This window comes from Pseudomonas sp. Lb2C2 (assembly GCF_052112205.1).
GTDB lineage: Bacteria > Pseudomonadota > Gammaproteobacteria > Pseudomonadales > Pseudomonadaceae > Aquipseudomonas > Aquipseudomonas kilonensis.
Genome location: NZ_JAUTYW010000007.1, coordinates 16,511 through 37,762, shown reverse-complemented (window position 1 = coordinate 37,762; position 21,252 = coordinate 16,511). Strand labels below are relative to the sequence as shown.

The following is a 21,252-nucleotide window of genomic DNA, read 5'->3' as shown; positions in this document are numbered from 1 at the left end:
AGGTGTAGGAGGTCTCCTATAACCCGAGTCGTTTGCAGCTACAGCTTTGAACGCCAGGGACCACGGTCGTTGTCGTCTTGTCCGGCTGTGGGTTTGGCGCGAGCGGGTTTTAATGGCTCCATCGAGCACCGTTATGCAAACGGTGCCTTCATCCAAGGACTGGAGCCTGTACATGATCACTTACCCCTCCCTTCAACGATCCCGTTCAACCTCAGGAGCAAGGCTGCCGCCGCCGGTCCTGGCAGCGGCCAGGGACGGGGTGATCGACCCCGCTTGGCGCAAGGCCGTCGTTACCGTCAAGCCTTATCCAATGATGGCGTGCGGGGATGAGGTGCTGCTGCGTTGGCATGGACTCAACAACGAGGGAGAGCCCTACCGACATGAAGTGGCCGGGTTCGTCACGGAGCGGCAAGTAGGGCGAGACGTCGTGTTCGTCGTGCGCGAACCGCATATCGCCGAGTTGGACGGTGGCTCGCTGGAGCTCTCCTACCAGGTGACGGGCAAACAGTTGCCGGCCACCCTGGTTTCGCAACACCTGCAACTGGACATCGGCGATGTATCACCGCAACTGCTGCCTGCCATTGCCAACGATGCGGTCGGTGGCAGCCTTGATCCGAGTCGGGTGCCCGACGGAACCTGGGTGACGATTCGGCCCTACGCCAGGATGGCGGTCGGCGATCGGTTGATCCTGACGGCCAGCAAGGACTCCAACGCGCTTTGGCGCGATGTGCTGGAGATAGAAGCCCATGCGGTTGGTCGTGAGGTGTCGCTCTGGGTCGATCATTCGCTGATCGCTCCCCATGTAGGGCACAACCTGGCCTTGGCCTATGTCGTCAGGCGCGGACATTCGGTGCGCCGCGCCGAGCCCTTGTCGTTGCACATCGGTCCTCTGCTGCGTCCTGCGTTGAAGGCACCCAGGATCCGGGAGATGAACGACGGGTGGCTGGATGTCGACGATTTGCAAGAGGGGGTGACAATTGTCATCGATGATCCCGGGCTTGAGGCGGGCGAGCTGGTCTGGTTGCAGTGCAACGGGAACTCGTCTTATGTCCGTGAGCGTGAAGTCACCGAGGCCACGGCAGGCCAACCGCTCGCTTTTTTGATTCCTGCGGCGTATTGGCAGGATCAAGGCGAAAGAGCGGTGAGCGTGTTCTATCAGGTCGAGCGCCTGGATGACGTCAGCCAGCGGTCCGAGTGGGTGACGGTCCAGGTTCGTTCCAGTACGCCTGGCTGAGCGAAGCCCAGCACAACCTCTGTGGGAGCGAGCTTGCTCGCGATGACAGTGTTTCAGGCAGCATTAATGCTGGCTGAACTGACGCTATCGCGAGCAAGCTCGCTCCCACAAAGGGCCCCACGCCGCCCCCAGGTTCCAGGGGAAGGTGGGTTCGGGACCTCAGGCTGGCAATTGCAGCTTGCGATGGGCTTCGCGCAACAGCTGTTCGGTGGACTCCCAGCCCAGGCAACCGTCGGTGACCGATACGCCGTAGCGCATCGACGGGCCCAGCGGCTGGCAGCCTTCGAACAGATGGCTTTCGAGCATCATGCCGATCAGGGCGCGGTTCCCTTGCAGCCGTTGTTCCAGCACGTCGTTGAACACCTGCGGTTGGCGCAGCGGGTCTTTGCCGCTGTTGGCGTGGCTGCAGTCCACCATGATCCGGGCCGGTATCTTGAGGCGGGTCAGGTCGTGGTGTATCTGCGAGACGCTCTGCTGGTCGTAGTTCGGCCCGCGATGGCCGCCGCGCAGCACCAGGTGGGTGTCGGGGTTGCCCGGCGTCTGGATGATCGCCGGATGCCCCTGGCTGTCCACGCCGAAATGCCGATGGGGATGGGCGGCAGAGCGCATGGCATCGCAGGCAATGCCAACCCCGCCGTCGGTGCCGTTCTTGAACCCCACGGGCATGCCCAGGCCGCTGGCCATTTCCCGATGGATCTGCGATTCGGTGGTGCGTGCACCGATGGCGACCCAACTGAGCAGGTCATCGAAGTAGCTGGCGGCCATGGGTTGCAACAGTTCGGTGGCGACGGGCAAGCCCAGTTGCAACATTTCGCGCATCAGTTCCCGGGACAAGGTCAGGCCGGCGGCCATGTCGTCGCTGCCATCCAGGCCAGGATCGTAGGCCAGGCCTTTCCAGCCTACGGTCGTGCGGGGCTTTTCCACGTAGGCGCGCATGACCAGCAGCATGCTGTCGCGCACTTCATGGGCCACGCGAGCCAGGTTGGCGGCGTATTCGAGGGCGGATTTCGGGTCGTGGATCGAGCAGGGACCGACGATGACCAGCAGGCGGGAGTCCTCACCGTCGAGGATCGCGCGGATGGCCTGGCGATGGGCACTCACTTGGTGGCTCAAGGCGGTGCTGAGCGGCAATTGGTGCTTGAGTTGCAACGAGCTCGGCAGACGCAGGGTCAGGGCTTCGTTGGCAGGGTTGAGCGTGGACAGCGGCAAAGCGGAGACGGACGAATTCATGATTTGGCTTCCTGGACGGGCAGCGGGTTCATTCCCGCGCGCCGGTCCTAGTGGGGTGTTCGACAATTGGCCGGATTGGCCCGCAATTGAGGCTTGCCACCGGTAGGTGACCGATCGGAGGCGGCAGGCTGTCCCGAGCGGTGGCTGGTAAATCGCCAGGCGGAAAAACTGTCGTAACGGTAATAAGTGGCGTAGTTCATGGCTCAATCCTCAAGTTGTCTGGTGCTGCAAATGTGTGGGGCCTGAAAAAACAAAACCCCCGGTCGGGAGGCCGACCGGGGGTTTGGAAAACTCTGGAAGGCGACCCGTTTAAATTGGGCGCCGGTTGGGTATCAGGCGCGCCAGTGGCTAAACCAATACCCAAAATAAAAGCTGACCGGAGTTTGAACACTGTTCGCCCAGGCAGCCGCAACCGAGCGCGGGGCGCTGGCGGTTTGAAGCGGTGAGAGGGCGTTGAACATGGTCTGTCTCCGATGAATGGCCCTGAGCTTACTTGAGGACGGTGCGCCGGTTCAATCAGAAAATTCTATCGAGGGCATGCAATTGTTCGCCCCGGCTTGAGTCCGCTGGGCTTTATGACAAACTTCAGGTTTGCAGTGCCTCCCAAGGATGACCCATGACCGCTCCAGCCTTCGCCGCCGCCCAGTCGATCTCCATCGCGGGGGATGTTCGCGCCAACCTCGTGCGTCATCAGCATTTCATGCAGGCGGCCGCTGAACAGGGCGTGCAGTTGCTAGTGTTTCCTGAGCTGTCACTCACCGGTTACGAACGCGGCCTGGCGGCGGATCTGGCCATCCTGCCGGAGGATGCCGTATTGCAACCGCTGCGCGACTTGGCCCGCGAGCTCGGCCTGACAGCGGTGGTGGGCATGCCGATTCGCTTGTCGGCGGACGCCCCGGTGTTGATCGGTGCGTTGGTCCTTGGCGCTGACGGTTCCCTCGGGGTGTACAGCAAGCAGCATCTGCACCCTGGGGAAGAAGTCGCCTTCGCCCCGGGGCATGGCGGCTCGATACTGGCGATGGGGCAGGATTGCATCGCCCTGGCGGTATGCGCCGATTTTTCCCACGCCAGCCATGCTGCCGCGGCAGCCGGGCAGGGCGCTACGCTATATGCGGCGGGGGTGTTGATCACCGAGGGTGGTTACGTGCCCGATACGGCATTGCTGCAAGGCTATGCCCGGCAGCATGCCATGACCGTGCTGATGGCCAATCATGGCGGCGCCACCGGAGGCTGGGAATCGGCTGGCCGCAGTGCGATCTGGGGCCCGGACGGTGCGCTGCTCGTGGCCGCTCCAGGCACGGGCGAGCTGTTGGTGATCGCCCGCCGCGATGTCAACGGCTGGGCTGGGCAGGTCGTGCCGGTGGCAACGCCCGTATGAGGTTTTCATGAGCTTCGAGTGGCGTGCCGCAACGGCCGGGGACATGGACTTCGCCCGGCAACTGACCTGCGACAACATGCTTGCTTATTATCTCAAGCATGATTTGCTCTGGCAGGACGAAGCATTCGATCTGGCCTGGATCATTCGCCAGAACTGGATAATCAGTCGTGAAGGCCAGGTGTTGGGTTTTGTCAGCCTCAGCCGCGACGCCCGGGCGTTGTACATCCGGGAGCTGCAGATAGATAAAGCGTTTCGTGGGCAGGGCGCCGGTACCTGGGCGATCGGACAGGTTTGGGACCTGGTGGGGCTGGAGCGTCGGCCGGCGCTGCGTCTGACGGTGTTCAAGGATAATCCGGCCAGGGCCCTGTACGAACGCATGGGCCTGCGGGTCGTGGGCGAGGATGAGTGTTTCCTGAGGATGCAGCGAGACGCCGGTGCTTGAAGCCTCGGACGTTGTGTCAATAAAGATGTGTTGTAACTTTTATCTGTCCCTTTGCGCTAGGTCTGCTGGATGCTTTTTGCTAAGGTGTTGTGCAACCCAAATAAGACCAAATCGTGAGGTGTCTGCTTGATTAGGGTGTTAGTGGTCGATGACCATGATCTCGTCCGTACGGGCATTACACGAATGCTGGCTGACATCGACGGCCTGCAGGTAGTTGGCCAGGCTGAATCCGGGGAAGAATCCCTGATCAAGGCGCGTGAATTGAAGCCCGACGTGGTGTTGATGGACGTCAAGATGCCTGGCATCGGCGGCCTTGAAGCCACGCGCAAGCTGTTGCGCAGTCACCCGGACATCAAGGTGGTCGCGGTGACCGTGTGCGAAGAGGATCCGTTTCCCACCCGGCTGTTGCAGGCGGGCGCGGCGGGCTACCTCACCAAGGGTGCTGGCTTGAACGAGATGGTCCAGGCCATTCGTCTGGTTTTTGCCGGGCAACGCTACATCAGCCCGCAAATCGCCCAGCAATTGGCGATCAAGTCGTTCCAGCCAACCAACGATTCTCCCTTCGATGCGCTGTCGGAGCGGGAAATCCAGATTGCCCTGATGATTGTCGGTTGCCAGAAGGTGCAGATCATCTCCGACAAGCTGTGCCTGTCGCCCAAAACCGTCAACACCTACCGCTATCGTATCTTCGAGAAGCTTTCGATCAGCAGTGACGTCGAATTGACACTGTTGGCGGTGCGCCACGGCATGGTCGATGCCAGCGCCTGAAAATGACTGATCTGTTTGATCCAAGCGCGTTCCTGTCCACTTGCAGCGGTCGCCCCGGCGTGTACCGCATGTTCGACGGCGACGCACGCCTGCTTTATGTCGGCAAGGCCAAGAACCTCAAGAAGCGCCTGGCCAGTTACTTTCGCAAGACCGGCCTCGCGCCGAAGACTGCCGCCCTGGTGGGGCGCATCGCGCAAATCGAAACGACGATCACCGCCAATGAAACCGAGGCGCTGCTGCTTGAGCAGACGCTGATCAAGGAATGGCGCCCGCCGTACAACATCCTGCTGCGCGACGACAAATCCTACCCGTATGTGTTTCTGTCCGACGGGGCCTTTCCGCGCCTGAGCATTCATCGGGGTGCCAAAAAGGCCAAGGGTCGGTATTTCGGTCCTTATCCCAGCGCCGGGGCGATTCGTGAAAGCCTCAGCCTGCTGCAGAAGACCTTTTTCGTTCGCCAGTGTGAAGACAGCTACTACAAGAACCGTACCCGGCCCTGCCTGCAATACCAGATCAAGCGCTGCAAGGCGCCTTGCGTGGGGTTTGTCGAGCCGCAGGTCTACGCCGAGGACGTGCGTCACTCGGTGATGTTCCTGGAGGGCCGCAGCAATGCGCTGACCGATGAACTGTCGGCAGCCATGGAGGACGCGGCGGTCAACCTTGAGTTCGAGCGGGCCGCCGAGCTGCGCGACCAGATCAGCCTGCTGCGCCGCGTGCAGGACCAGCAAAGCATGGAAGGGGGCAGTGGCGATGTCGATGTGATCGCCGCGTTCATCAACCCGGGCGGCGCTTGCGTGCATTTGATCAGCGTACGTGGCGGTCGTGTGCTGGGCAGCAAGAACTTCTTTCCCCAAGTGGGTATCGAGGAGGACGTGGCCGAGGTCATGGCGGCGTTTCTGGGCCAGTACTACATCAGCAGCCCGGAACGCGACTTGCCTGCCGAGTTGATCGTCAACGTGGTCCACGAGGATTTCCCGGCTCTGATCGAAGCCATCGACAAGCTTCGCGGTCGTGAACTGACCATCAGCCACCGCGTTCGTGGCACCCGTGCCCGTTGGCAGCAACTGGCCGTGACCAACGCCGAACAGGCCCTCGGCGCGCGCCTGGCCAACCGTCAACACGTCGCTGCGCGATTCGATGCCCTGGCCGATGTCCTCAACCTGGACGAGCCGCCGCAGCGGCTGGAGTGCTACGACATCAGCCATTCCAGTGGCGAGGCAACCGTGGCGTCCTGCGTGGTGTTCGGTCCGGAAGGCCCGATCAAGTCTGATTACCGCCGTTACAACATCGAAGGCGTCACCCCCGGTGATGACTATGCTGCCATGCACCAGGCGCTGATGCGCCGGTTCGGCAAGCTCAAGGACGGGGAGGGCAAGTTGCCGGACATCTTGCTAGTGGACGGCGGCAAGGGCCAATTGTCCATGGCCCGCGATGTGCTCAATGAGCTGATGGTGCCCGACCTGATCCTGCTGGGCGTGGCCAAGGGCGCGACGCGCAAGGCCGGCTTCGAGACCTTGTACCTGAACGACGCTGCCCATGAGTTCACCCTCAAGGGCGATTCGCCAGCGTTGCACCTGATCCAGCAGATCCGTGACGAAGCCCACCGTTTCGCCATCACCGGACACCGTGCCCGCCGTGGCAAGACGCGCCGGACGTCTACACTGGAAGGTGTGGCAGGCGTCGGCCCGACGCGCCGTCGCGACTTGTTGAAACATTTTGGTGGATTGCAGGAACTGTCTCGTGCCAGCATCGAGGAGATAGCCAAAGCACCCGGTATCAGTAAAAAGCTCGCTGAGTCGATTTATGCAAACCTGCACAGCGAGTAGAATGCCCGTCAACCTTGTAGCCAGTTGTGCCGATGAATATCCCAAATCTGATTACCGTTCTACGCGTCCTGCTCATTCCGATCTTCATTTTGCTGTTCTATTTGCCGTACCACTGGAGCTACGTGGCCTCCGCCTCGGTCTTTGCCTTCGCCGCCGCGACGGACTGGCTGGATGGTTACCTGGCTCGACGCCTGGAGCAGAGCACGCCGTTCGGTGCCTTCCTCGACCCGGTGGCCGACAAGCTGATGGTCGCGGTGGCCTTGGTGCTGCTGGTACAGGAACACGGCAACCTCTGGCTCACCTTGCCGGCGGCGGTGATCATCGGCCGCGAAATCGTCGTCTCGGCGCTGCGTGAGTGGATGGCCGAGCTGGGCGCCCGCGCCCAGGTCGCCGTGTCGAACCTGGGCAAATGGAAAACCGCCGCGCAGATGCTGGCGCTGGTAATCCTGCTGGCCAACCCTTCGGACTTCAGCTTCTGGGTGCTGTTGGGTTACGGACTGCTGCTGGTTTCCGCGGGCCTGACGCTGTGGTCGATGGTCCAATACCTGCGCGCCGCCTGGCCACATCTGCGGACAGATGTGGAGCCGAAATAAAACTTTTTTGAATCAAGGGGTTGACGGCGTAATCTGAATCTATAGAATGCGCCACACCAAGACGCGGGAATAGCTCAGTTGGTAGAGCACGACCTTGCCAAGGTCGGGGTCGCGAGTTCGAGTCTCGTTTCCCGCTCCAAGATTCAGAAAAAAAGCCACTCAGATGAGTGGCTTTTTTTTGTCTGAAATTTATGTGCTGAGGTGTGAGTCGTTTCTCGTCTATCGTGCCCTCTCGAATCTCAACCTAGGTCAGGATCTAGGGAATCTGCTTTTAAAGTTTTAACTACGTCCTTCGGGTTTGCTTTGTAGCATTCAATCATATGGTTGCAATAATCACCGACGGTGTAAATTGTTAATTTTCCAGCAATTATCGATTTGTATTTTTCTCTGGTGCATACGTCCAGTATGTCACCTTCGATTACATCGTATTCATTTTTTCTGAATAAACCAGGAGGGCGAGTGGCTTTGAGGCCGCGTCCAAATACTGAGCTTTCATTAAAGGTATCTATAGGGGTGTTAAATATACTGGCAACTCGTTGCGTGGCAAGCTTGCGAATGGTTTTATCTTGATTTTTCATGTTTTAACTCATGTGTAGTCGACCCCATTGCCTGCGAATCTCTGTCGTGTGACGCATTGCGGCCGATATAGGCATGCAACCTACCAGAATTATCGTCGCGTTCGTGCGGACTCCAGCAAAGTATTAGTAGCACTCTGCCGAACAATCCTGCAATGTTTTCCATCGCTGCATTATGAGTGCATGTATTGGAGTTTAATGTAATGCTGTTCAGGTCGTCATCTGAGACAGTCGTGTCGATATACTGTATCGCCCAATTCTGAAAGTCAGGATGTGTTTTTGCTAATGGGATAAATGTATATCAGCAATGCCCAGCTGCTGGATAATGTAAGCATTCCCTCAAGATAACGTTGCCGCCCACGCAAACGCTGCAATGGGTTGCTTACCGACGAGGGTTACGGCATTGAAGCACTGCGTCGATATCGCGATCAGTATCGAACGCAACTCGCCATCCCGCTGCGCTCGATGAAGCGCAAACCCAAACCCGACCTGTCAAGACTGTTTGATCGGTCCAAGTACCGACAACGCCATATCATCGAACGCATGTTTGGCTGGCTGAAAGAGAACCGCAGGATCATGACGCGCTTCGACAGGCTCGCGAAAAGCTATGCCGCCATGGTTTAACTGGCTTGTTCCATGCGATGTTTGCGATATCTTTTTGCGTATAGAGCCTAAGGCTTGCCTGATGGCGATTGTGTTGAAGATGGATGCCCGAAAGCAGCGGTGATCCTATCCATGAAATTCAATACCAAGTCTACCGAGTACCCGGCAATCAGCGCGATCCCAATCTGAGGTAAGTTGCCCAAGGCGTCCGTCTTCGAAGGGGCGATCAACACCAGAGACGCGACGCCCAGGATCGGTCCGAGGGCCAATCGCGCTGACCCAAGCAGGCGCCGTGTCCAGGTGAACGTGAAGGTCTCCAGTTGTGAACTGACGGAGCGCAACACAAACACGCAGCTACCCAGCAAGCCGTACAACGCTGGCAGGAGCAGGCGATAGAGAATATCGTATTGGTTTTGGGCCTGTTGGCGAGGACGATATTCATCAACAGACTCGCCTAGTGACAATGTGGGGCGCTCGGAAGACTCCATAGGAGGGGCAATATCTTTGGGAGAAGACCTTGTTGTAATGGGCGGCTCATCAAAGAATGTAACCATCCAGAATGTCCTGGAGAAATTCAGCAAGTTGGCGGCGGAAGCGCGTTCCGACTGTATTGCGCGATTTTGCTCATAGGCTGCTACAAAGACAGAGTAGGCGGCGATTTGTTTTGCCTTGGCTTCAGTTGTAACGGGAACGTTGGTTGTAGGGTCCAGTGATTTTATAACCAGTGTCGCATTTTGACTTTCCACCCAGAGTTTCAACACGGTATCAATGGAGGTCTTGTTCTTCGCGACCAGATCATCAAGGCCTTGAATGCGCGAGGAGAGCTGTACCGCCTGAATTTGTGCGCAGAGTATTATCAATAAGGTGGCCATCGACCCCCACGCGACATATTTGCTGGCCCGATTGGTAAACAGACCGGTCAATGAACTTCCGGTAACCAGCCCCGTGTCTTGAAGGCTGGCGATGGTCACTGGCCGCACGGCGACGGCCAACTTCGACAGCGACGTCCAAAATGCCGCTTCTTGGTCAAGCGTCAATTCCCCCTTATCGAGCGCCTGCTCTGCGCCAATTACTGCTTTCACGTCAGCGTCGGCAATCGGAATTCCGGCTTGTGTAGCGAATGCCAACAGAAGCTTGGCTCGCTTGACCGAGTCTGCGAGATGATCGGTTTTAGGGAGCACAATAGGCATGTTTTGCGATTCCCTCTGAAATGAAAAAAAGATTATAGACTGTTACACGAGCGTAACACTGTTCGTTATTTTTATGCCGCGAACAAGAGTCGCTCATAGACTATAAGTCTTTATGACGTCGAATGGGTCGGTTGATGCTGACGTTAGCACTAGGCCATTTGGGTGTCTAGTTTCAGTTGTTGGTGGGGTGTCAACTAATTTAGTCTCCTTTGTGGCGTTTTCCAGAGTTCTGCAATAACGCTATTTCAATCGATTGCGTTATTTCTTTTTAGAAGCCAGCGCGATATAGCGGTGCCGCGGAAAATAAACTAGCGTGTAATGGCTGCACTGATGTTCGGAATGTCAGGGAGGATGGCGATGCGTCTGGTCATTGCACTGATGCTGCTGTGTCTGGCGGGCTGCGCCAAGGACCTCACTCCCGGCCTGGTGGGTTGCGCCGAAGATCGCTCTCCACGGGAGGACTGTGGTAAAGAGCCCACCGCCAACGAACACAATCTGACCGGGCCGAAGATCACCTACCTCGGCGTAGGCGGCTGGCTACTCAACTGGCACGGCGACGGCCTGTTGCTCGCACCGTCCTTCAGCAATCCGAACGTCCCCATCTTTGTTCGCGCGAATGCGCAGCGTATCGCCGATTACCTGCCGGACGTGAAGAACGTAAAAGTCCTCCTGATTGGCCATGCGCATTATGACCACTTGCTCGATGTTCCAGTGATCATGCAGCGCTACGCGCCCGACGCGATTGCTTACGGCAACAGAACGGCCGGCCCGGCTTGCTGCCGCGTAAGGCAAGGACTTTGTTCCTCCCGACCACCCAAAGGAGGTGTTTTTCAATCTCAAACAAGAAATCAGGAACTGAACTCGGTCCTCGATGCCCCTCTGCACTTGCTTCGCAATGGCTCGCTCGGACGTTGACGGAAACCGTTGCATAAACCAGCCTGGAAGGATGCCCCTACATGAGTACGCTTCGCGCGCCCGCACTCGGTCCCATCGTGGGACACACTACCTATCGTTCGTGCCGGCTGTGGATTGCCGCCTCGGATTGCCTCGATCGAAAAGAACTCGATGAAGAGGTCCGCTCCATTGGCGTGCTAGGTGTCGTAGGAAAAAACGGCAAGGTAAAGCCGGGCGATATCTTCTATTTTCGCCTGCCCCGCGAATACGACCGTACCGGCACGTTGAATCTGGGCGTAGACAAGTCCCTCTGGAAAGATGCGGCAGAGGAAAAAAAACTGCAGCCTTACACGCTCAATCCCGCCACCACCTACACCGTGCGCATGGCGTCGCTGAATCAGGATGACGCGTATCCCAATGACAGCAATGTAACCAGCGAGGAGATTGCGTCCAAGCTCCCAGACGCGTCCGTATGGGCCGACAAGTTGAATCTCGAAAATGGTTTGGGCGAAGCGTTTGCCGAGGCTACGTTCACCACACAGCCCGCGCCAGGACAAGCCGCATCCCCACTCAGTTTTCTGCTGGGCTCGTGCCGTTATCCAGGTTTGCTATGGAAGCGCAAGGAAGCCGACCGCATCTTTCGCCCCATGCTCAAGCAGCACGAGGCAAGGCCGGTCAACCTGTCACTCATGGCCGGGGATCAGATCTATGCGGACATGTTCAATCGCCTGGTGCCAATCGGCCTGGCGGATACCTACGCGGAGTTTCAGGAGCGCTACCACACTGCGTTCGGGTCCCGGAACATGCGTAAGCTGTTGAGCCGCGTGCCAACCTACATGATCCTGGATGACCATGAAATCGAGGATAACTGGTCGCAGGATCGCCTGCACCAGAGCAATGGTAAAAGGATGCTCTTCAACCTGGCCATTGGTGCCTACATGAGTTACCAGTGGAGTCACGGGCCGCGTTTCACCGACAGCTATGTAAATGATCCGGCGTACGGGGTGCCAGCCTCGCTCAAGCGCATGGGCACCCTGAACCTGTTTTACGACTTCGTTTGCGCCGGCTATCCGTTCTTTGTACTGGACACCCGCACCCAGCGCTTTCTCGCCGACCTGCCGGGGCTGGCCGACAATCACTTACTGGGTCGGCCCTCTCTTGATCCCAACGAACCGAGCCAGTTGGATCGGGTATGCGCGTGGCTGACGCACATGCAGCAAACCCGCGGCAACGTGCCGAAGTTCATCGTATCTTCCAGCGTCTTCCTGCCAAACGGGGTGGACACCTTGCTCAGCGATGAACACAAGGAGAAGGATGACTCCTGGCCGTGCTTTCCCAACACACGCCGGCGGATTCTGCAAACAATGGTGGACGGGAACGTGCAGAACGTGATCTTCCTCTCCGGCGACATCCATTGCTCCAGCGTGGCGCAACTGGAGTTCTCGGCCCCCGCTGCGGCGCTCAAGGCTTATTCCATCGTCTCCTCCGCATTTTATTGGCCGTTTGCTTTCGCCGATGGCGACCCCGCTGGCTACGTCCACAATTCACGCGCTGCGAATACCCAGGATGGCTTTGCCATCAGTCCGGCCCAGGGCATCATGCACTACAGGGCGTGGGGCTTCACCCAGGATGACAATTTCTGCCGAGTCGACGTGGACCCGGTGGCGGCGGAACTGGCCGTGCAGGCCTTCGACGAGGATGGGGATCCGATTGCACGAAGTCACGGAGACGGTCAGATACGCAAGATGCCGGAGAGACTGAAGCTGGCGCCTTGGTGACACGGCGTACGTTCCCGAGGCTTGGCCTGTCTGCTGTGCGGGGTGTTCTGCGTGCCGTCGGTGGGAGGTTTGGTCGAAGGCGTGACCATGGGGGCTCAGGTCGTGGCGCAAATCAAAGGCGTGTTGCTGACGACGGTCTATTGCTTTGTCATCAGTTGGATACCCCTCCAAAACAAGTCCAGGATTAAGTTTTCTCCTGCTCCGGCAAGAAAGCAAAACCCATATATTTCAATGAGTCGGACACCAGATACGAGTCTCGTTTCTCACTCCAATCTGCCGATTTTTTTCGTATGATTGTCAATCTGTCGTCACTCGCGCAGCGTTTTGCCGCAAATGGTCTAAATAGTCAGCCCATTGTTGAGCCGCTTCCCGGCGTTGCGCTAGCAATTGCGCGCGCGTATACACAGCCCCTAGCGTCCCTGGCATCCGGTGGGATAACGACAGTTCGAGCACGATTGGATCGATACCCAAGTGCTCGTGGGCAATGGTCCGGTAGGTGGCGCGAAAGCCGTGGGCTGCCAATGTCGGATTGACCTCAATCTCAAATATTTACACTGGGTTGGTTTCTTGGATTGTCTATCCAGACTAGGCATATTTATCGGTCATTTTTCTATGCCTAAACTGCGATCCCCCAACGGGCTATAGCGGGCGTAAGGGATTCTGCAGAACCCGAGGAGGGCCGTTTTTTGGAGGAGAGAGGCTTCGCCGGCTAACGTTATGGACAAACTCATACAGTATCGCGTTTTCCTCCAAGTCTCTGAAATGGGAAGTTTCATAAGGGCTGCTCACATGCTGGAGCTGCCACGTGCCTCAGTGTCGGCGGCCATTCAGGAGTTGGAGACAGACCTTGGTGCAAGGTTGTTGCATCGAACAACACGTCGAGTTCAGTTAACGGCTGATGGCGCTCAGTTGCTGGAGCGCGTTCGGCGGTTACTGACGGATGCCGATGACATCCAACAGCTGTTCCAGGCGCATCAGCGTCAGGTGTCAGGACGCTTGAATGTAGATGTGCCCAGTCGCATAGCCCGACGGTTAATTGCGCCGGCCTTGCCAAGTTTCAAGCGTAGTCATCCGCGACTGCAGCTCGCGCTGGGTTCCACGGACCGCTCTATCGATCTAGTACAAGAAGGTGTCGATTGCGTCGTACGTATTGGCAATCTGCTAGACAGTAGTTTGGTCGCGCGGACGATAGGGCATATTGCGCTGATCAACTGTGCCACTCTGGACTATGTTCAGAGGCATGGTACTCCCAAAGAACCTGAAGACCTGATGCATGGGCATTTCTCGGTAGGGTATGCCTCACCGAATAACGGTCGAGAGTTGCCGTGGGACTATGTGAGCGGCGGCAAAGCATACGAGATGCTTGTACCCAGTTCCGTCATAGTCAATAACGCCGAGACGTATATCGCCTGCTGTCTGTCGGGCATGGGGTTAATCCAGATCCCTCGGTTCGACGTTCAACACTTGCTCGACTCCGGACAACTGGTGGAGGTAATGCCCTATTTTCGGGCAGCTTCCTTGCCTGTCTCGCTGCTGTATTCGCATCGACGCCAACGCTCGAAACGGCTGCAAGCGTTCATCGAATGGTTCGAGGCGTTGATGCAACCGCATCTTGAAATTATAGAATCTGTTTCATAGACATTTGATGCTCAGCGCTTGCATGCCCAGTGTTCAGTCAATCCGACTGATCTACGCCTACCGAGCGCACTGTTTTCGCTCGTATGACCTCTTTGGTATTAGATTGTCGTGCTGGATTGTCTATCCAGGCAGATGGGGCTTATCTAGCAGCCTCTGTTTGCCTACACTCGCATGACCGAAGGAGATCCCATGACTGACAACTCCGTCAAAGGCAAGGTTTTCCTGATGCTCGGAGGTTCGGAGGCATTATTTTTCCGCCCCGTTAATTATTCGGAGGGAAAGCATCTGAGCTTCAATTCGTAAGATGTTAGAAAATAACGGCTATTCCTCGAAAAATTTTTAAGGTGTGGCGTCAATACGCTCCGAATATTCAAATAATGAGGTTGCCGTCTATGTCGCATGGATTTTCATTGGAGCACCTAACCGTCACCAGGAAGCTGGGGCTGGGATTCGGGTTGCTATTGGCTTTAGCGGTATTGCTCGCCTTGACAGGCTTTTATGGGCTGCGTGGCGACGGGCAGTCGTTGAAACGAATCAACCGGCTAGGCAGTCTCTTCGATCAAACAGTTTTTACACGTGATGCTAACTTTATCTATGGTTTGACGACGGATCCTGAGCAGCTCGTTCGGCACGACGCCAGCCTGAAAACCATGCAACAGATACTATCCAGTATATTGGATGACATCGATGCCGGAGGCTGGCCGCAGGCGGATCTGGATTCAGTCAAACTCTTGGACGGGAAACTTCGAGCCTATATCGATAGTTATCATCAGACGAGGGCGGGAAGCGACGCCAAGAAAACGGTGATCACGTTGAATGATTCGTTATCCTTCCTGCAAAATGAAATTAATGAGTTGTATGCCGCTGAGGAGGTTCGCGCCAAAGCAAGTGTGGACCTTATTGTCTCTGTTCTTGGGAGTGTCACATTGTTTGCGCTGGTACTGGGGGGACTGATTGCTTGGATCATTGGCCGTCAGATCGTTATTCCACTCCAGCAGACATTGGTGGCTTCAGAACGTATTGCCAATGGTGATCTTACTGTGGAATTGCACAGTGAGCGCGCCGACGAGTTGGGTCAACTTCTGCGCTCGATCAATAACATGACTCAGCGTTTGCGTGACGTTATCTCTCAAATCGGTGGCAGTTCGCATCGGCTCGCCGCATCCGCTAGCCAATTGGCAACTATTACGACACAGACTCAGACGGGCATCGACAGTCAAAAAAACGAAACCGAGTTGGTAGCGACGGCCATGAATGAAATGACGGCGACCGTGCTGGAAGTGGCTCGTAATTCCGAAGATGCTGCCAGCGCAGCCAAGAAAGCCGATCTTGAAGCCAGTAGTGCGCTGGATGTATCGCAGCAAGCGGTGGCTCAGATAGAGGCACTTGCCCGCGATGTGGGCGTGTCGGCAGAGTCAATGGCCCATCTGCATGAGGAAAGTGAGCGAATCGGTGGTGTGCTCGATGTCATTAAATCGGTTGCTGGGCAAACCAATTTGCTGGCGCTCAATGCAGCCATTGAAGCCGCTCGCGCCGGAGAGGCGGGTCGAGGTTTTGCGGTAGTCGCTGATGAAGTGCGCAGCCTGGCGCAGCGTACCCAACAATCATCGGAAGAAATCGAAAGCCTGATTGAAGGTTTGCAGCGTATCGCCGAAGAAAACTCGCGAATGATGCAAGCCAGTGTGCAGCAGACTCAATCGACCGTCATCGGAGTGCGCAACACCGGGGATGCCTTAGGAACCATCACACAACAGGTATCTGACATTCAGCAAATGAGCATGTTGATTGCCACGGCTGCGGAGGAGCAGACCGCAGTGGCGGAAGAAATCAACCGCAGCGTTTTGAACGTGCGAGAAACCGCCGACCAGTCTGCGGAAGCCAGTGCCGAGATTGCGGCCTCCAGTGTTGAGCTGGCTCAGCTCGGAGGGGAACTGCAAGGTCTGGTTAGACGATTCAAGGTGTAAGGTTTCGAGCAGCTGTGTCGGCGGCAACCGCGTCACGCAAACGTGATACGCGCCTGGAGTGCGAACGTATATCAGGGTTCGAGATGCGGCTCCATCAGATCCTCGAACCACTCGATGAATGCCCCGAGCCGACGCGTTCTCTGGCGCCGGTGCGGATACAGCAAAGATACCGGCATGGGCGCGGCACGAAACGCGGGCATGACCTCGACCAACTCCCCACTGTCCAACAGGTGCTTCACGTCGAAGCGGGGTATCTGGATCAGGCCGAGCCCGGCACGGCAACAGGCAATGTAGCTCTCGGCATTGTTGACGACGACCCGGCTAGGCACGTTACTGGTCTGCTCCTGCCCGTCGGCAGGAGGGTGTTCCCAGGGTAACTGCCGCCCCGTGGTGGGAGAGGCGTAGCCAACGGCCCAGTGCCCGGAGGCAAGGTCCCTCGGCTGCTCCGGCACGCCGTATTCATGCAGGTAGGCTTTGCTGGCGCAGTTGATCAAGGCGATAGCCCCTAGCGGCCGCACCGCCAGGCTGCTGTCCTGCAGGGTCCCCACACGTACCGCGCAGTCGACGCCTTCCTGCACCAGGTCGATGGCGCGATCGGCAGAGCCGAGTGCCAACTGCAGCCGAGGATAGCGGCGCAGCAGGCCCGGCAACGCCGGCGCGATGAGGCGTCGCGCAATGCGACTGGGCGCATCGATCCTGAGCTGGCCAGCCACTTGTCGCTGGCTGCTCTGGAACAATTGCTCGACATCCTCGGCGTCCGCCAGCAATGGACGCAAGCGCTCGAGCAATTGTGTGCCATCAGCGGTCAGATGGACCTGGCGCGTCGTGCGGTTCAGCAGGCGGGCGCCGATCTTTTCCTCCAGTTGCTGGATCGCGGCAGAAACGGTGGCGCGAGGCAATTCCAGCGCATGGGCGGCTTTGATGAAACTGCCCATTTCGGCTACGCGCACGAAGACGCGGTACTGATCGAGTTTGTCCATGTCTGCATTCAACCTTGGGAGCGGTGCCAATCCCGGACGCGGAATCGGCATCCGTGGGACGGTAGGATGATCACCCCGCGAACCCTCCCTGATCCAGAAAGATTTGCTCCGCCATCGTGGTCTGGCGCAACAGTAGCGGATTGCGGTGCGGAAAACGGCCGAAACGGCGGATGATGTCGCGATGGCCCTCGGCATGGGAGCGGGCGGTCGGCCCCAGCCGGGTGTTGAGTGCCACGGACACGTCCTGGTCGGCGATGTCTTCCGAATGCGCGAAGGGCAGGCAGAAGAACAAACGCAGTTCCGGATCAACGGCGTCCATATGCCGTTGCGAATGCGCGATGCGTGCGAAGTGCCGCGCCAGTGGGTCGGTCGCGTACATGTGGCCAGTGCCGCGGAAAGCATTTCGCGGGAACTGGTCGAGCAGGATCATCAGCGCCAGCGCAGCTTCCGGTTCACCGATCCAGTGGTCGACCTCGCGCCGGGCCGCCGCCAGGTGCAGGTCCAGAAAGCGTTCGCGAAAGTGCTGATCCAAGGCCGGGTCCTTGTCAAACCATCGCTCTGCGCCGACTTCCCGCCAGAATTGGACCACGTCGGTCGCGCGTTCGCCGGTATTCAGCGGCATCGCCGGGTGTCGAGAAGGGATTATCGCCATCGCATCAGCCCTTCGGTTGCACATTGCCCTGAATCAGGGATTTGCCGGCATAGATGCCGCCCGACACCTCCATGGCCAGGCGCTCGGCGTCCGTGCGGCGCACCTGGGCCGCGAGTGCTTCGGACGCCTCGGGCGTCGCGCCGAGCGCCATCGAGGCTTCGCGGCCAAAAGCCATGGCCGATTCGAAGGTGACGCGGACCTGGTAGTCCACATCGGCCTTGATCAGTTCGATGGCGTGTTCGCGGTCGTGAGCGCGCGCAAGCACCCGGGCATGGGGGAACGCCGCCTTGGCCTGTTCGACGATCCGCGTGGCGGCCCGCGCATCGTCCACGCACACCAGAATGGCCCGGGCATGGTGCGCGCCGGCGGCATGCAATACATCGGCGCGCGTGCCGTCGCCGTAGTACACCTTGAAGCCGAAGTCACTGGCGTCCCGGGCCACTTGGGGGTCATTGTCGATGATGGAAATGTCGGCCCCCAGCGCCAATACATGCTGGCTCGCGATCTGGCCGAAGCGACCGAAACCGACGATGAGCACGCTGCCGGCCAGTGCGTCGGGCGCCTGCGCGCCTTCCATGGAAACCCCTGTCCTCGGCCCCCATCGCCGGTGTGCGATCACCGCCATCGGGGTCAGCGCCATGGACAGCACGATAATGGCCGTCATGTTGGCGTTGACTGTCGGATCGATCACGCGGTTGGCCAGTGCGGCAGCGAAGAGCACAAAGGCGAACTCGCCGCCCTGGGCCATCAGCGCGGCGCGATCCAGGGCGTCGGCGTGCGAACTTTTCGCCAACCGTGCCACGCCGTAGATGCACGTGCTCTTGATCACCATCATCGCGAGCACGCCAGCCACGATGATGGGCCAGTTACGCCCCACCGCAGCCAGGTCCAGTGACATGCCCACGCCAAGGAAGAACAGGCCCAGCAGCAAGCCGCGGAAGGGTTCGATGTCGGCCTCGAGTTGATGGCGAAACGTCGATTCGGACAGCAGCACGCCAGCCAGAAAGGCCCCCATGGCCATGGACAGACCACCCAGTTGCATGAGCAGTGCCGCGCCCAGTACCACGAGCAGGGCGGCTGCGGTCATCACCTCGCGGGCTTTGGCGTTGGCCAGGATGCGAAATAACGGGTTGAGCAGCCAGATGCCTGCCCCAACCAGTGCCGCCAGCGCGCCGGCCGCGACGGCGATGCCAATCCAGCGTGATCCGGCCGCCGGCGCGGATGGATCTATGGGGGCGATGAACGCCACCAGCGCCAATAGCGGCACGATCAGCAGGTCCTCGAACAGCAGGATGGCCACTATCTTCTGGCCACGCGGGGCCGCGATGTCGCCGCGTTCGCCCAGCAGTTGCATGACGATCGCGGTGGAGGTGAGCACAAACCCCATGCCGCTGACGAAGGACACCGCCAGCGAGAAACCGAAAGCCACGCCCACTCCGGTCAGCAGCAGGCCGCAGACCAGTATCTGCAAACTGCCCAGGCCGAAGATGTCGCGCCGCATGCTCCACAGATGGGAGGGCCGCATCTCTAGGCCGATGATGAAAAGGAACATCACGACCCCGAGTTCGGCGGTGTGCAGGATGGTTTGCGGATCGCTGAAAAGCCCCAGCCCGAACGGACCGATCGCCAGACCCGCTGCCAGATAGCCCAGCACCGAGCCCAGGCCCAGGCGCTTGAACAGCGGCACGGCCACCACCGCCGCACCCAGCAAGGTTACGACCTTGGTCAGGTCACCCGCACTGCCTTCGATCGACATGTCTCGTTCCTCAAAGTCAGGTGCGTGCGAACTGCCAGGCCGCAATAGCGGCCGCGATGGCAGGCAGAGCAAAGACCAGCAGCAGGATTGGAAACTCCTCGCGCGCGCTGTAGCCTGCATGGCTGACGCCCACCCACATGTTCACACCCGCCACCAGTAGCCACACCGGCACGAATACCTTTGCTGCCAGCGCCATGCCTAAGGCGCTCGCGCCCCAGAGCCAGCCGAACAGGACGAAGACGCCCAAAAGAACCAACCCACCGCCTATTACCATCAGCACATGCATTTCGATTTTCCTCGTCCGTTGATGGGCTTCAATCCGGGCGCCTTCTCCCTCAACCCGTCAATCGATCGGCGAAATAATTCCGCCATTGATGAAACTGGTGGTGCCCGTCATCCAGCGAGCTTCCGGTGAGACGAGGAATAGGCCGAGTGCCTTACTTGGTGGTGTAGCCGCCATTGATGAGAATCGTCTGGCCGGTGATCCACCAACCGTCGCTTACCAGGTGGCGAATGAAGGGCACCACATCCTCAATGTCGGTCAGGCCGGTTTTGCTGGACGACGAGAGCGCGGCAGCCGTCTTGTGGTACGCCACGGCATCGGCGCCTTCGGCCGGGTAGAAGAACGGCGTGTCCATCGGGCCGGGGCCGACCGCAGTCACTGAGATGCCCCGCGCACCCAACTCCTTGGACGCTGCGCGGGTGTAGTGCTCGACCGGTGCCTTGGTGCCGGCATAGGCGGCGTAGAACGGCGTGAACGCGCCCAGCAGCGAGGTGACGACGGTGCAGATCTTGCCGTTGTCGTTCAGGTTCTTGCCGGCTTCCTTGAGGAAGAAGAAGGCGGTCTTGGAATTGACCGCCGTCATCTCGTCGTATTCGGCCTCAGTTATCTCGGCCATGGGTTTCTTGAGCACCTTGCCGACGGTGTTGATAGCGATGTCTGGCTTGCCTACAGCGCTGATGGCGTCGGCAAACAGCTTCTCGACGGCACCCGCTGTGGTGAGATCCGCCTGCAACGCGACGGCTTGCGCACCGCTGGCCTGAATGGCCGCGACGGTCGCATCGGCATCGGCCTTGGAAGAAACACTGTTGTAATGGATGGCGATGGCCTTGGCGCCTTGCGCGGCCAGGTCGCGAGCGATGAGGCCGCCAAGGTTCTTGGCTCCGCCTGCGATCAGTACGACCTTGCCCTTGATGGAATGGTCTGCCATGGGAAATCTCCTGCACGGGTGGAAGGAGTTTCAGCATAGGCGCCCATATGCGTTGGATAAATCAGGCTTGGCTGGATGGATTATCCATAGAATCCGCCTAATCGTACGGTCGCTCAAACATTGCCGTCGAGGGCCGCGCCATCTGGTGTCCGTTGTGGCCAGTGCATTCTCAATCTGATTGATATGGCGAAGTGGACCAGAGTTTTAACTTGAGCTCAGCGACGTGTGCAACCGTGGTGGTTTCCTCGCGTCCGGGTGGTGGACACCAATGGCTGGAAGATCCAACATCTGAGGCGGCCAGGTTTGCGTATATGGCGAGTTCACGGTCGCACCACGTGCTCATCTGGGCGGTGAAAAGGCTCAAACCTGTGCAAGCAGAAGTGCTCACTGCGCTGGGCTTTGAATTCGCCTAAACAATATTCGGGGAAAAATGTGGTACTCGCAGTTTGACAAGTGCTGCAAGACGTTGGCCTAAGGTTTCATTTATAGCTGCAGATATTCTGGTGGGTCTTGGAGGCGTTGCCCTGCGGTTGCGGCTTT

At 58.5% G+C, this 21,252-nt stretch carries 18 protein-coding genes, 1 tRNA gene and 4 pseudogenes; 14 read left to right on the top strand and 9 right to left on the bottom strand.

Annotation, left to right across the window (positions count from 1 at the left end):
• The first annotated feature begins 172 nt into the window (after positions 1-172).
• Positions 173-1,234 carry a hypothetical protein gene (locus tag Q7F16_RS21270; protein ID WP_235867924.1) on the top strand — a complete coding sequence of 354 codons (1,062 nt, stop codon included), beginning with the start codon at positions 173-175 and terminating at the stop codon, positions 1,232-1,234.
• Between the two features lie 159 nt (positions 1,235-1,393).
• Here Q7F16_RS21270 and Q7F16_RS21265 read toward each other — a convergent pair whose 3' ends face one another.
• The gene (locus tag Q7F16_RS21265) at positions 1,394-2,464 is read right to left on the bottom strand and encodes a 3-deoxy-7-phosphoheptulonate synthase (RefSeq protein ID WP_095973807.1); all 1,071 of its coding nucleotides are present in this window, start codon (positions 2,462-2,464) and stop codon (positions 1,394-1,396) included.
• Between the two features lie 616 nt (positions 2,465-3,080).
• Between Q7F16_RS21265 and Q7F16_RS21260 the strand changes: the two genes are divergently transcribed.
• The 6 genes from Q7F16_RS21260 to Q7F16_RS21235 all read left to right on the top strand — a co-directional run bounded on the left by Q7F16_RS21260 (position 3,081) and on the right by Q7F16_RS21235 (position 7,610).
• Positions 3,081-3,842 (top strand): carbon-nitrogen hydrolase family protein, encoded by a 762-nt coding sequence (locus Q7F16_RS21260; protein WP_409556821.1) that lies wholly within the window; start codon positions 3,081-3,083, stop codon positions 3,840-3,842.
• 7 nt (positions 3,843-3,849) lie between these two features.
• The gene (locus Q7F16_RS21255) at positions 3,850-4,284 is read left to right on the top strand and encodes a GNAT family N-acetyltransferase (protein WP_409556822.1); all 435 of its coding nucleotides are present in this window, start codon (positions 3,850-3,852) and stop codon (positions 4,282-4,284) included.
• A gap of 126 nt (positions 4,285-4,410) precedes the next feature.
• On the top strand, positions 4,411-5,052 hold the full coding sequence (gene gacA, locus Q7F16_RS21250; RefSeq protein WP_003200277.1) for a response regulator transcription factor GacA: 642 nt from the start codon (positions 4,411-4,413) through the stop codon (positions 5,050-5,052).
• Between the two features lie 2 nt (positions 5,053-5,054).
• Entirely contained in the window at positions 5,055-6,878 is a 1,824-nt protein-coding gene (uvrC, locus tag Q7F16_RS21245) for an excinuclease ABC subunit UvrC (RefSeq protein WP_014338707.1), read from the top strand.
• A 32-nt stretch (positions 6,879-6,910) separates the two neighbouring features.
• Positions 6,911-7,471, top strand: a complete 561-nt coding sequence (pgsA, locus tag Q7F16_RS21240; protein ID WP_014338708.1) for a CDP-diacylglycerol--glycerol-3-phosphate 3-phosphatidyltransferase — start codon at positions 6,911-6,913, stop codon at positions 7,469-7,471.
• A gap of 63 nt (positions 7,472-7,534) precedes the next feature.
• Positions 7,535-7,610, top strand: a tRNA-Gly gene (locus Q7F16_RS21235).
• Between the two features lie 100 nt (positions 7,611-7,710).
• Here the strand turns inward: Q7F16_RS21235 and Q7F16_RS21230 are convergent.
• Entirely contained in the window at positions 7,711-8,049 is a 339-nt protein-coding gene (locus Q7F16_RS21230) for a hypothetical protein (RefSeq protein WP_409556824.1), read from the bottom strand.
• Positions 8,050-8,394: 345 nt separating this feature from the next.
• On the opposite strand from Q7F16_RS21230, the pseudogene Q7F16_RS21225 reads away from it, so the two are divergent.
• Positions 8,395-8,670, top strand: a pseudogene (locus Q7F16_RS21225) (transposase); the annotation flags it as partial.
• A gap of 47 nt (positions 8,671-8,717) precedes the next feature.
• Here the strand turns inward: Q7F16_RS21225 and Q7F16_RS21220 are convergent.
• On the bottom strand, positions 8,718-9,839 hold the full coding sequence (locus Q7F16_RS21220) for a hypothetical protein (RefSeq protein ID WP_409556825.1): 1,122 nt from the start codon (positions 9,837-9,839) through the stop codon (positions 8,718-8,720).
• Between the two features lie 357 nt (positions 9,840-10,196).
• Between Q7F16_RS21220 and Q7F16_RS21215 the strand changes: the two genes are divergently transcribed.
• The 3 genes and pseudogenes from Q7F16_RS21215 to Q7F16_RS21205 all read left to right on the top strand — a co-directional run.
• Positions 10,197-10,754, top strand: a complete 558-nt coding sequence (locus Q7F16_RS21215; RefSeq protein ID WP_409556826.1) for a hypothetical protein — start codon at positions 10,197-10,199, stop codon at positions 10,752-10,754.
• A gap of 41 nt (positions 10,755-10,795) precedes the next feature.
• Complete coding sequence (locus Q7F16_RS21210) at positions 10,796-12,511, top strand: alkaline phosphatase D family protein (protein ID WP_077506321.1); 1,716 nt, start codon at positions 10,796-10,798, stop codon at positions 12,509-12,511.
• A 33-nt stretch (positions 12,512-12,544) separates the two neighbouring features.
• Positions 12,545-12,805 (top strand): annotated as a pseudogene (locus Q7F16_RS21205) (hypothetical protein); the annotation flags it as partial.
• Positions 12,806-12,808: 3 nt separating this feature from the next.
• Here Q7F16_RS21205 and Q7F16_RS21200 read toward each other — a convergent pair.
• Positions 12,809-13,033, bottom strand: a pseudogene (locus Q7F16_RS21200) (integrase); the annotation flags it as partial.
• A gap of 195 nt (positions 13,034-13,228) precedes the next feature.
• On the opposite strand from Q7F16_RS21200, the gene Q7F16_RS21195 reads away from it, so the two are divergent.
• Both Q7F16_RS21195 and Q7F16_RS21190 read left to right on the top strand, forming a co-directional pair.
• A complete protein-coding gene (locus Q7F16_RS21195) occupies positions 13,229-14,149 on the top strand; it encodes a LysR family transcriptional regulator (protein WP_409556827.1) in 921 nt (306 codons plus the stop codon).
• 392 nt (positions 14,150-14,541) lie between these two features.
• Positions 14,542-16,113 carry a methyl-accepting chemotaxis protein gene (locus Q7F16_RS21190; protein ID WP_409556828.1) on the top strand — a complete coding sequence of 524 codons (1,572 nt, stop codon included), beginning with the start codon at positions 14,542-14,544 and terminating at the stop codon, positions 16,111-16,113.
• A gap of 71 nt (positions 16,114-16,184) precedes the next feature.
• Here Q7F16_RS21190 and Q7F16_RS21185 read toward each other — a convergent pair whose 3' ends face one another.
• The 5 genes from Q7F16_RS21185 to Q7F16_RS21165 form a co-directional block, all read right to left on the bottom strand.
• Entirely contained in the window at positions 16,185-17,093 is a 909-nt protein-coding gene (locus Q7F16_RS21185) for a LysR substrate-binding domain-containing protein (protein WP_409556829.1), read from the bottom strand.
• A 70-nt stretch (positions 17,094-17,163) separates the two neighbouring features.
• Positions 17,164-17,715 carry a DUF924 family protein gene (locus tag Q7F16_RS21180; protein WP_409556830.1) on the bottom strand — a complete coding sequence of 184 codons (552 nt, stop codon included), beginning with the start codon at positions 17,713-17,715 and terminating at the stop codon, positions 17,164-17,166.
• Positions 17,716-17,749: 34 nt separating this feature from the next.
• Complete coding sequence (locus Q7F16_RS21175; protein ID WP_409556831.1) at positions 17,750-19,501, bottom strand: monovalent cation:proton antiporter-2 (CPA2) family protein; 1,752 nt, start codon at positions 19,499-19,501, stop codon at positions 17,750-17,752.
• A 16-nt stretch (positions 19,502-19,517) separates the two neighbouring features.
• A complete protein-coding gene (locus Q7F16_RS21170; protein WP_220556720.1) occupies positions 19,518-19,787 on the bottom strand; it encodes a hypothetical protein in 270 nt (89 codons plus the stop codon).
• A 151-nt stretch (positions 19,788-19,938) separates the two neighbouring features.
• A complete protein-coding gene (locus Q7F16_RS21165) occupies positions 19,939-20,712 on the bottom strand; it encodes an SDR family oxidoreductase (RefSeq protein ID WP_409556832.1) in 774 nt (257 codons plus the stop codon).
• A gap of 230 nt (positions 20,713-20,942) precedes the next feature.
• Here Q7F16_RS21165 and Q7F16_RS21160 point away from each other — a divergent pair.
• A pseudogene (locus tag Q7F16_RS21160) lies at positions 20,943-21,125 on the top strand (UvrD-helicase domain-containing protein); the annotation flags it as partial.
• Positions 21,126-21,252: the final 127 nt, after the last annotated feature.

Excerpts from the sequence above, each read along its gene's own strand:
- Q7F16_RS21270 (WP_235867924.1), top strand. The coding sequence starts at position 173 with ATGATCACTTACCCCTCCCTTCAACGATCCCGTTCAACCTCAGGAGCA.
- Q7F16_RS21265 (WP_095973807.1), bottom strand. The coding sequence starts at position 2,464 with ATGAATTCGTCCGTCTCCGCTTTGCCGCTGTCCACGCTCAACCCTGCC.
- Q7F16_RS21260 (WP_409556821.1), top strand. The coding sequence starts at position 3,081 with ATGACCGCTCCAGCCTTCGCCGCCGCCCAGTCGATCTCCATCGCGGGG.
- Q7F16_RS21255 (WP_409556822.1), top strand. The coding sequence starts at position 3,850 with ATGAGCTTCGAGTGGCGTGCCGCAACGGCCGGGGACATGGACTTCGCC.
- uvrC (WP_014338707.1), top strand. The coding sequence starts at position 5,055 with ATGACTGATCTGTTTGATCCAAGCGCGTTCCTGTCCACTTGCAGCGGT.
- pgsA (WP_014338708.1), top strand. The coding sequence starts at position 6,911 with ATGAATATCCCAAATCTGATTACCGTTCTACGCGTCCTGCTCATTCCG.
- Q7F16_RS21230 (WP_409556824.1), bottom strand. The coding sequence starts at position 8,049 with ATGAAAAATCAAGATAAAACCATTCGCAAGCTTGCCACGCAACGAGTT.
- Q7F16_RS21220 (WP_409556825.1), bottom strand. The coding sequence starts at position 9,839 with ATGCCTATTGTGCTCCCTAAAACCGATCATCTCGCAGACTCGGTCAAG.
- Q7F16_RS21215 (WP_409556826.1), top strand. The coding sequence starts at position 10,197 with ATGCGTCTGGTCATTGCACTGATGCTGCTGTGTCTGGCGGGCTGCGCC.
- Q7F16_RS21210 (WP_077506321.1), top strand. The coding sequence starts at position 10,796 with ATGAGTACGCTTCGCGCGCCCGCACTCGGTCCCATCGTGGGACACACT.
- Q7F16_RS21195 (WP_409556827.1), top strand. The coding sequence starts at position 13,229 with ATGGACAAACTCATACAGTATCGCGTTTTCCTCCAAGTCTCTGAAATG.
- Q7F16_RS21190 (WP_409556828.1), top strand. The coding sequence starts at position 14,542 with ATGTCGCATGGATTTTCATTGGAGCACCTAACCGTCACCAGGAAGCTG.
- Q7F16_RS21185 (WP_409556829.1), bottom strand. The coding sequence starts at position 17,093 with ATGGACAAACTCGATCAGTACCGCGTCTTCGTGCGCGTAGCCGAAATG.
- Q7F16_RS21180 (WP_409556830.1), bottom strand. The coding sequence starts at position 17,715 with ATGCCGCTGAATACCGGCGAACGCGCGACCGACGTGGTCCAATTCTGG.
- Q7F16_RS21175 (WP_409556831.1), bottom strand. The coding sequence starts at position 19,501 with ATGTCGATCGAAGGCAGTGCGGGTGACCTGACCAAGGTCGTAACCTTG.
- Q7F16_RS21170 (WP_220556720.1), bottom strand. The coding sequence starts at position 19,787 with ATGCATGTGCTGATGGTAATAGGCGGTGGGTTGGTTCTTTTGGGCGTC.
- Q7F16_RS21165 (WP_409556832.1), bottom strand. The coding sequence starts at position 20,712 with ATGGCAGACCATTCCATCAAGGGCAAGGTCGTACTGATCGCAGGCGGA.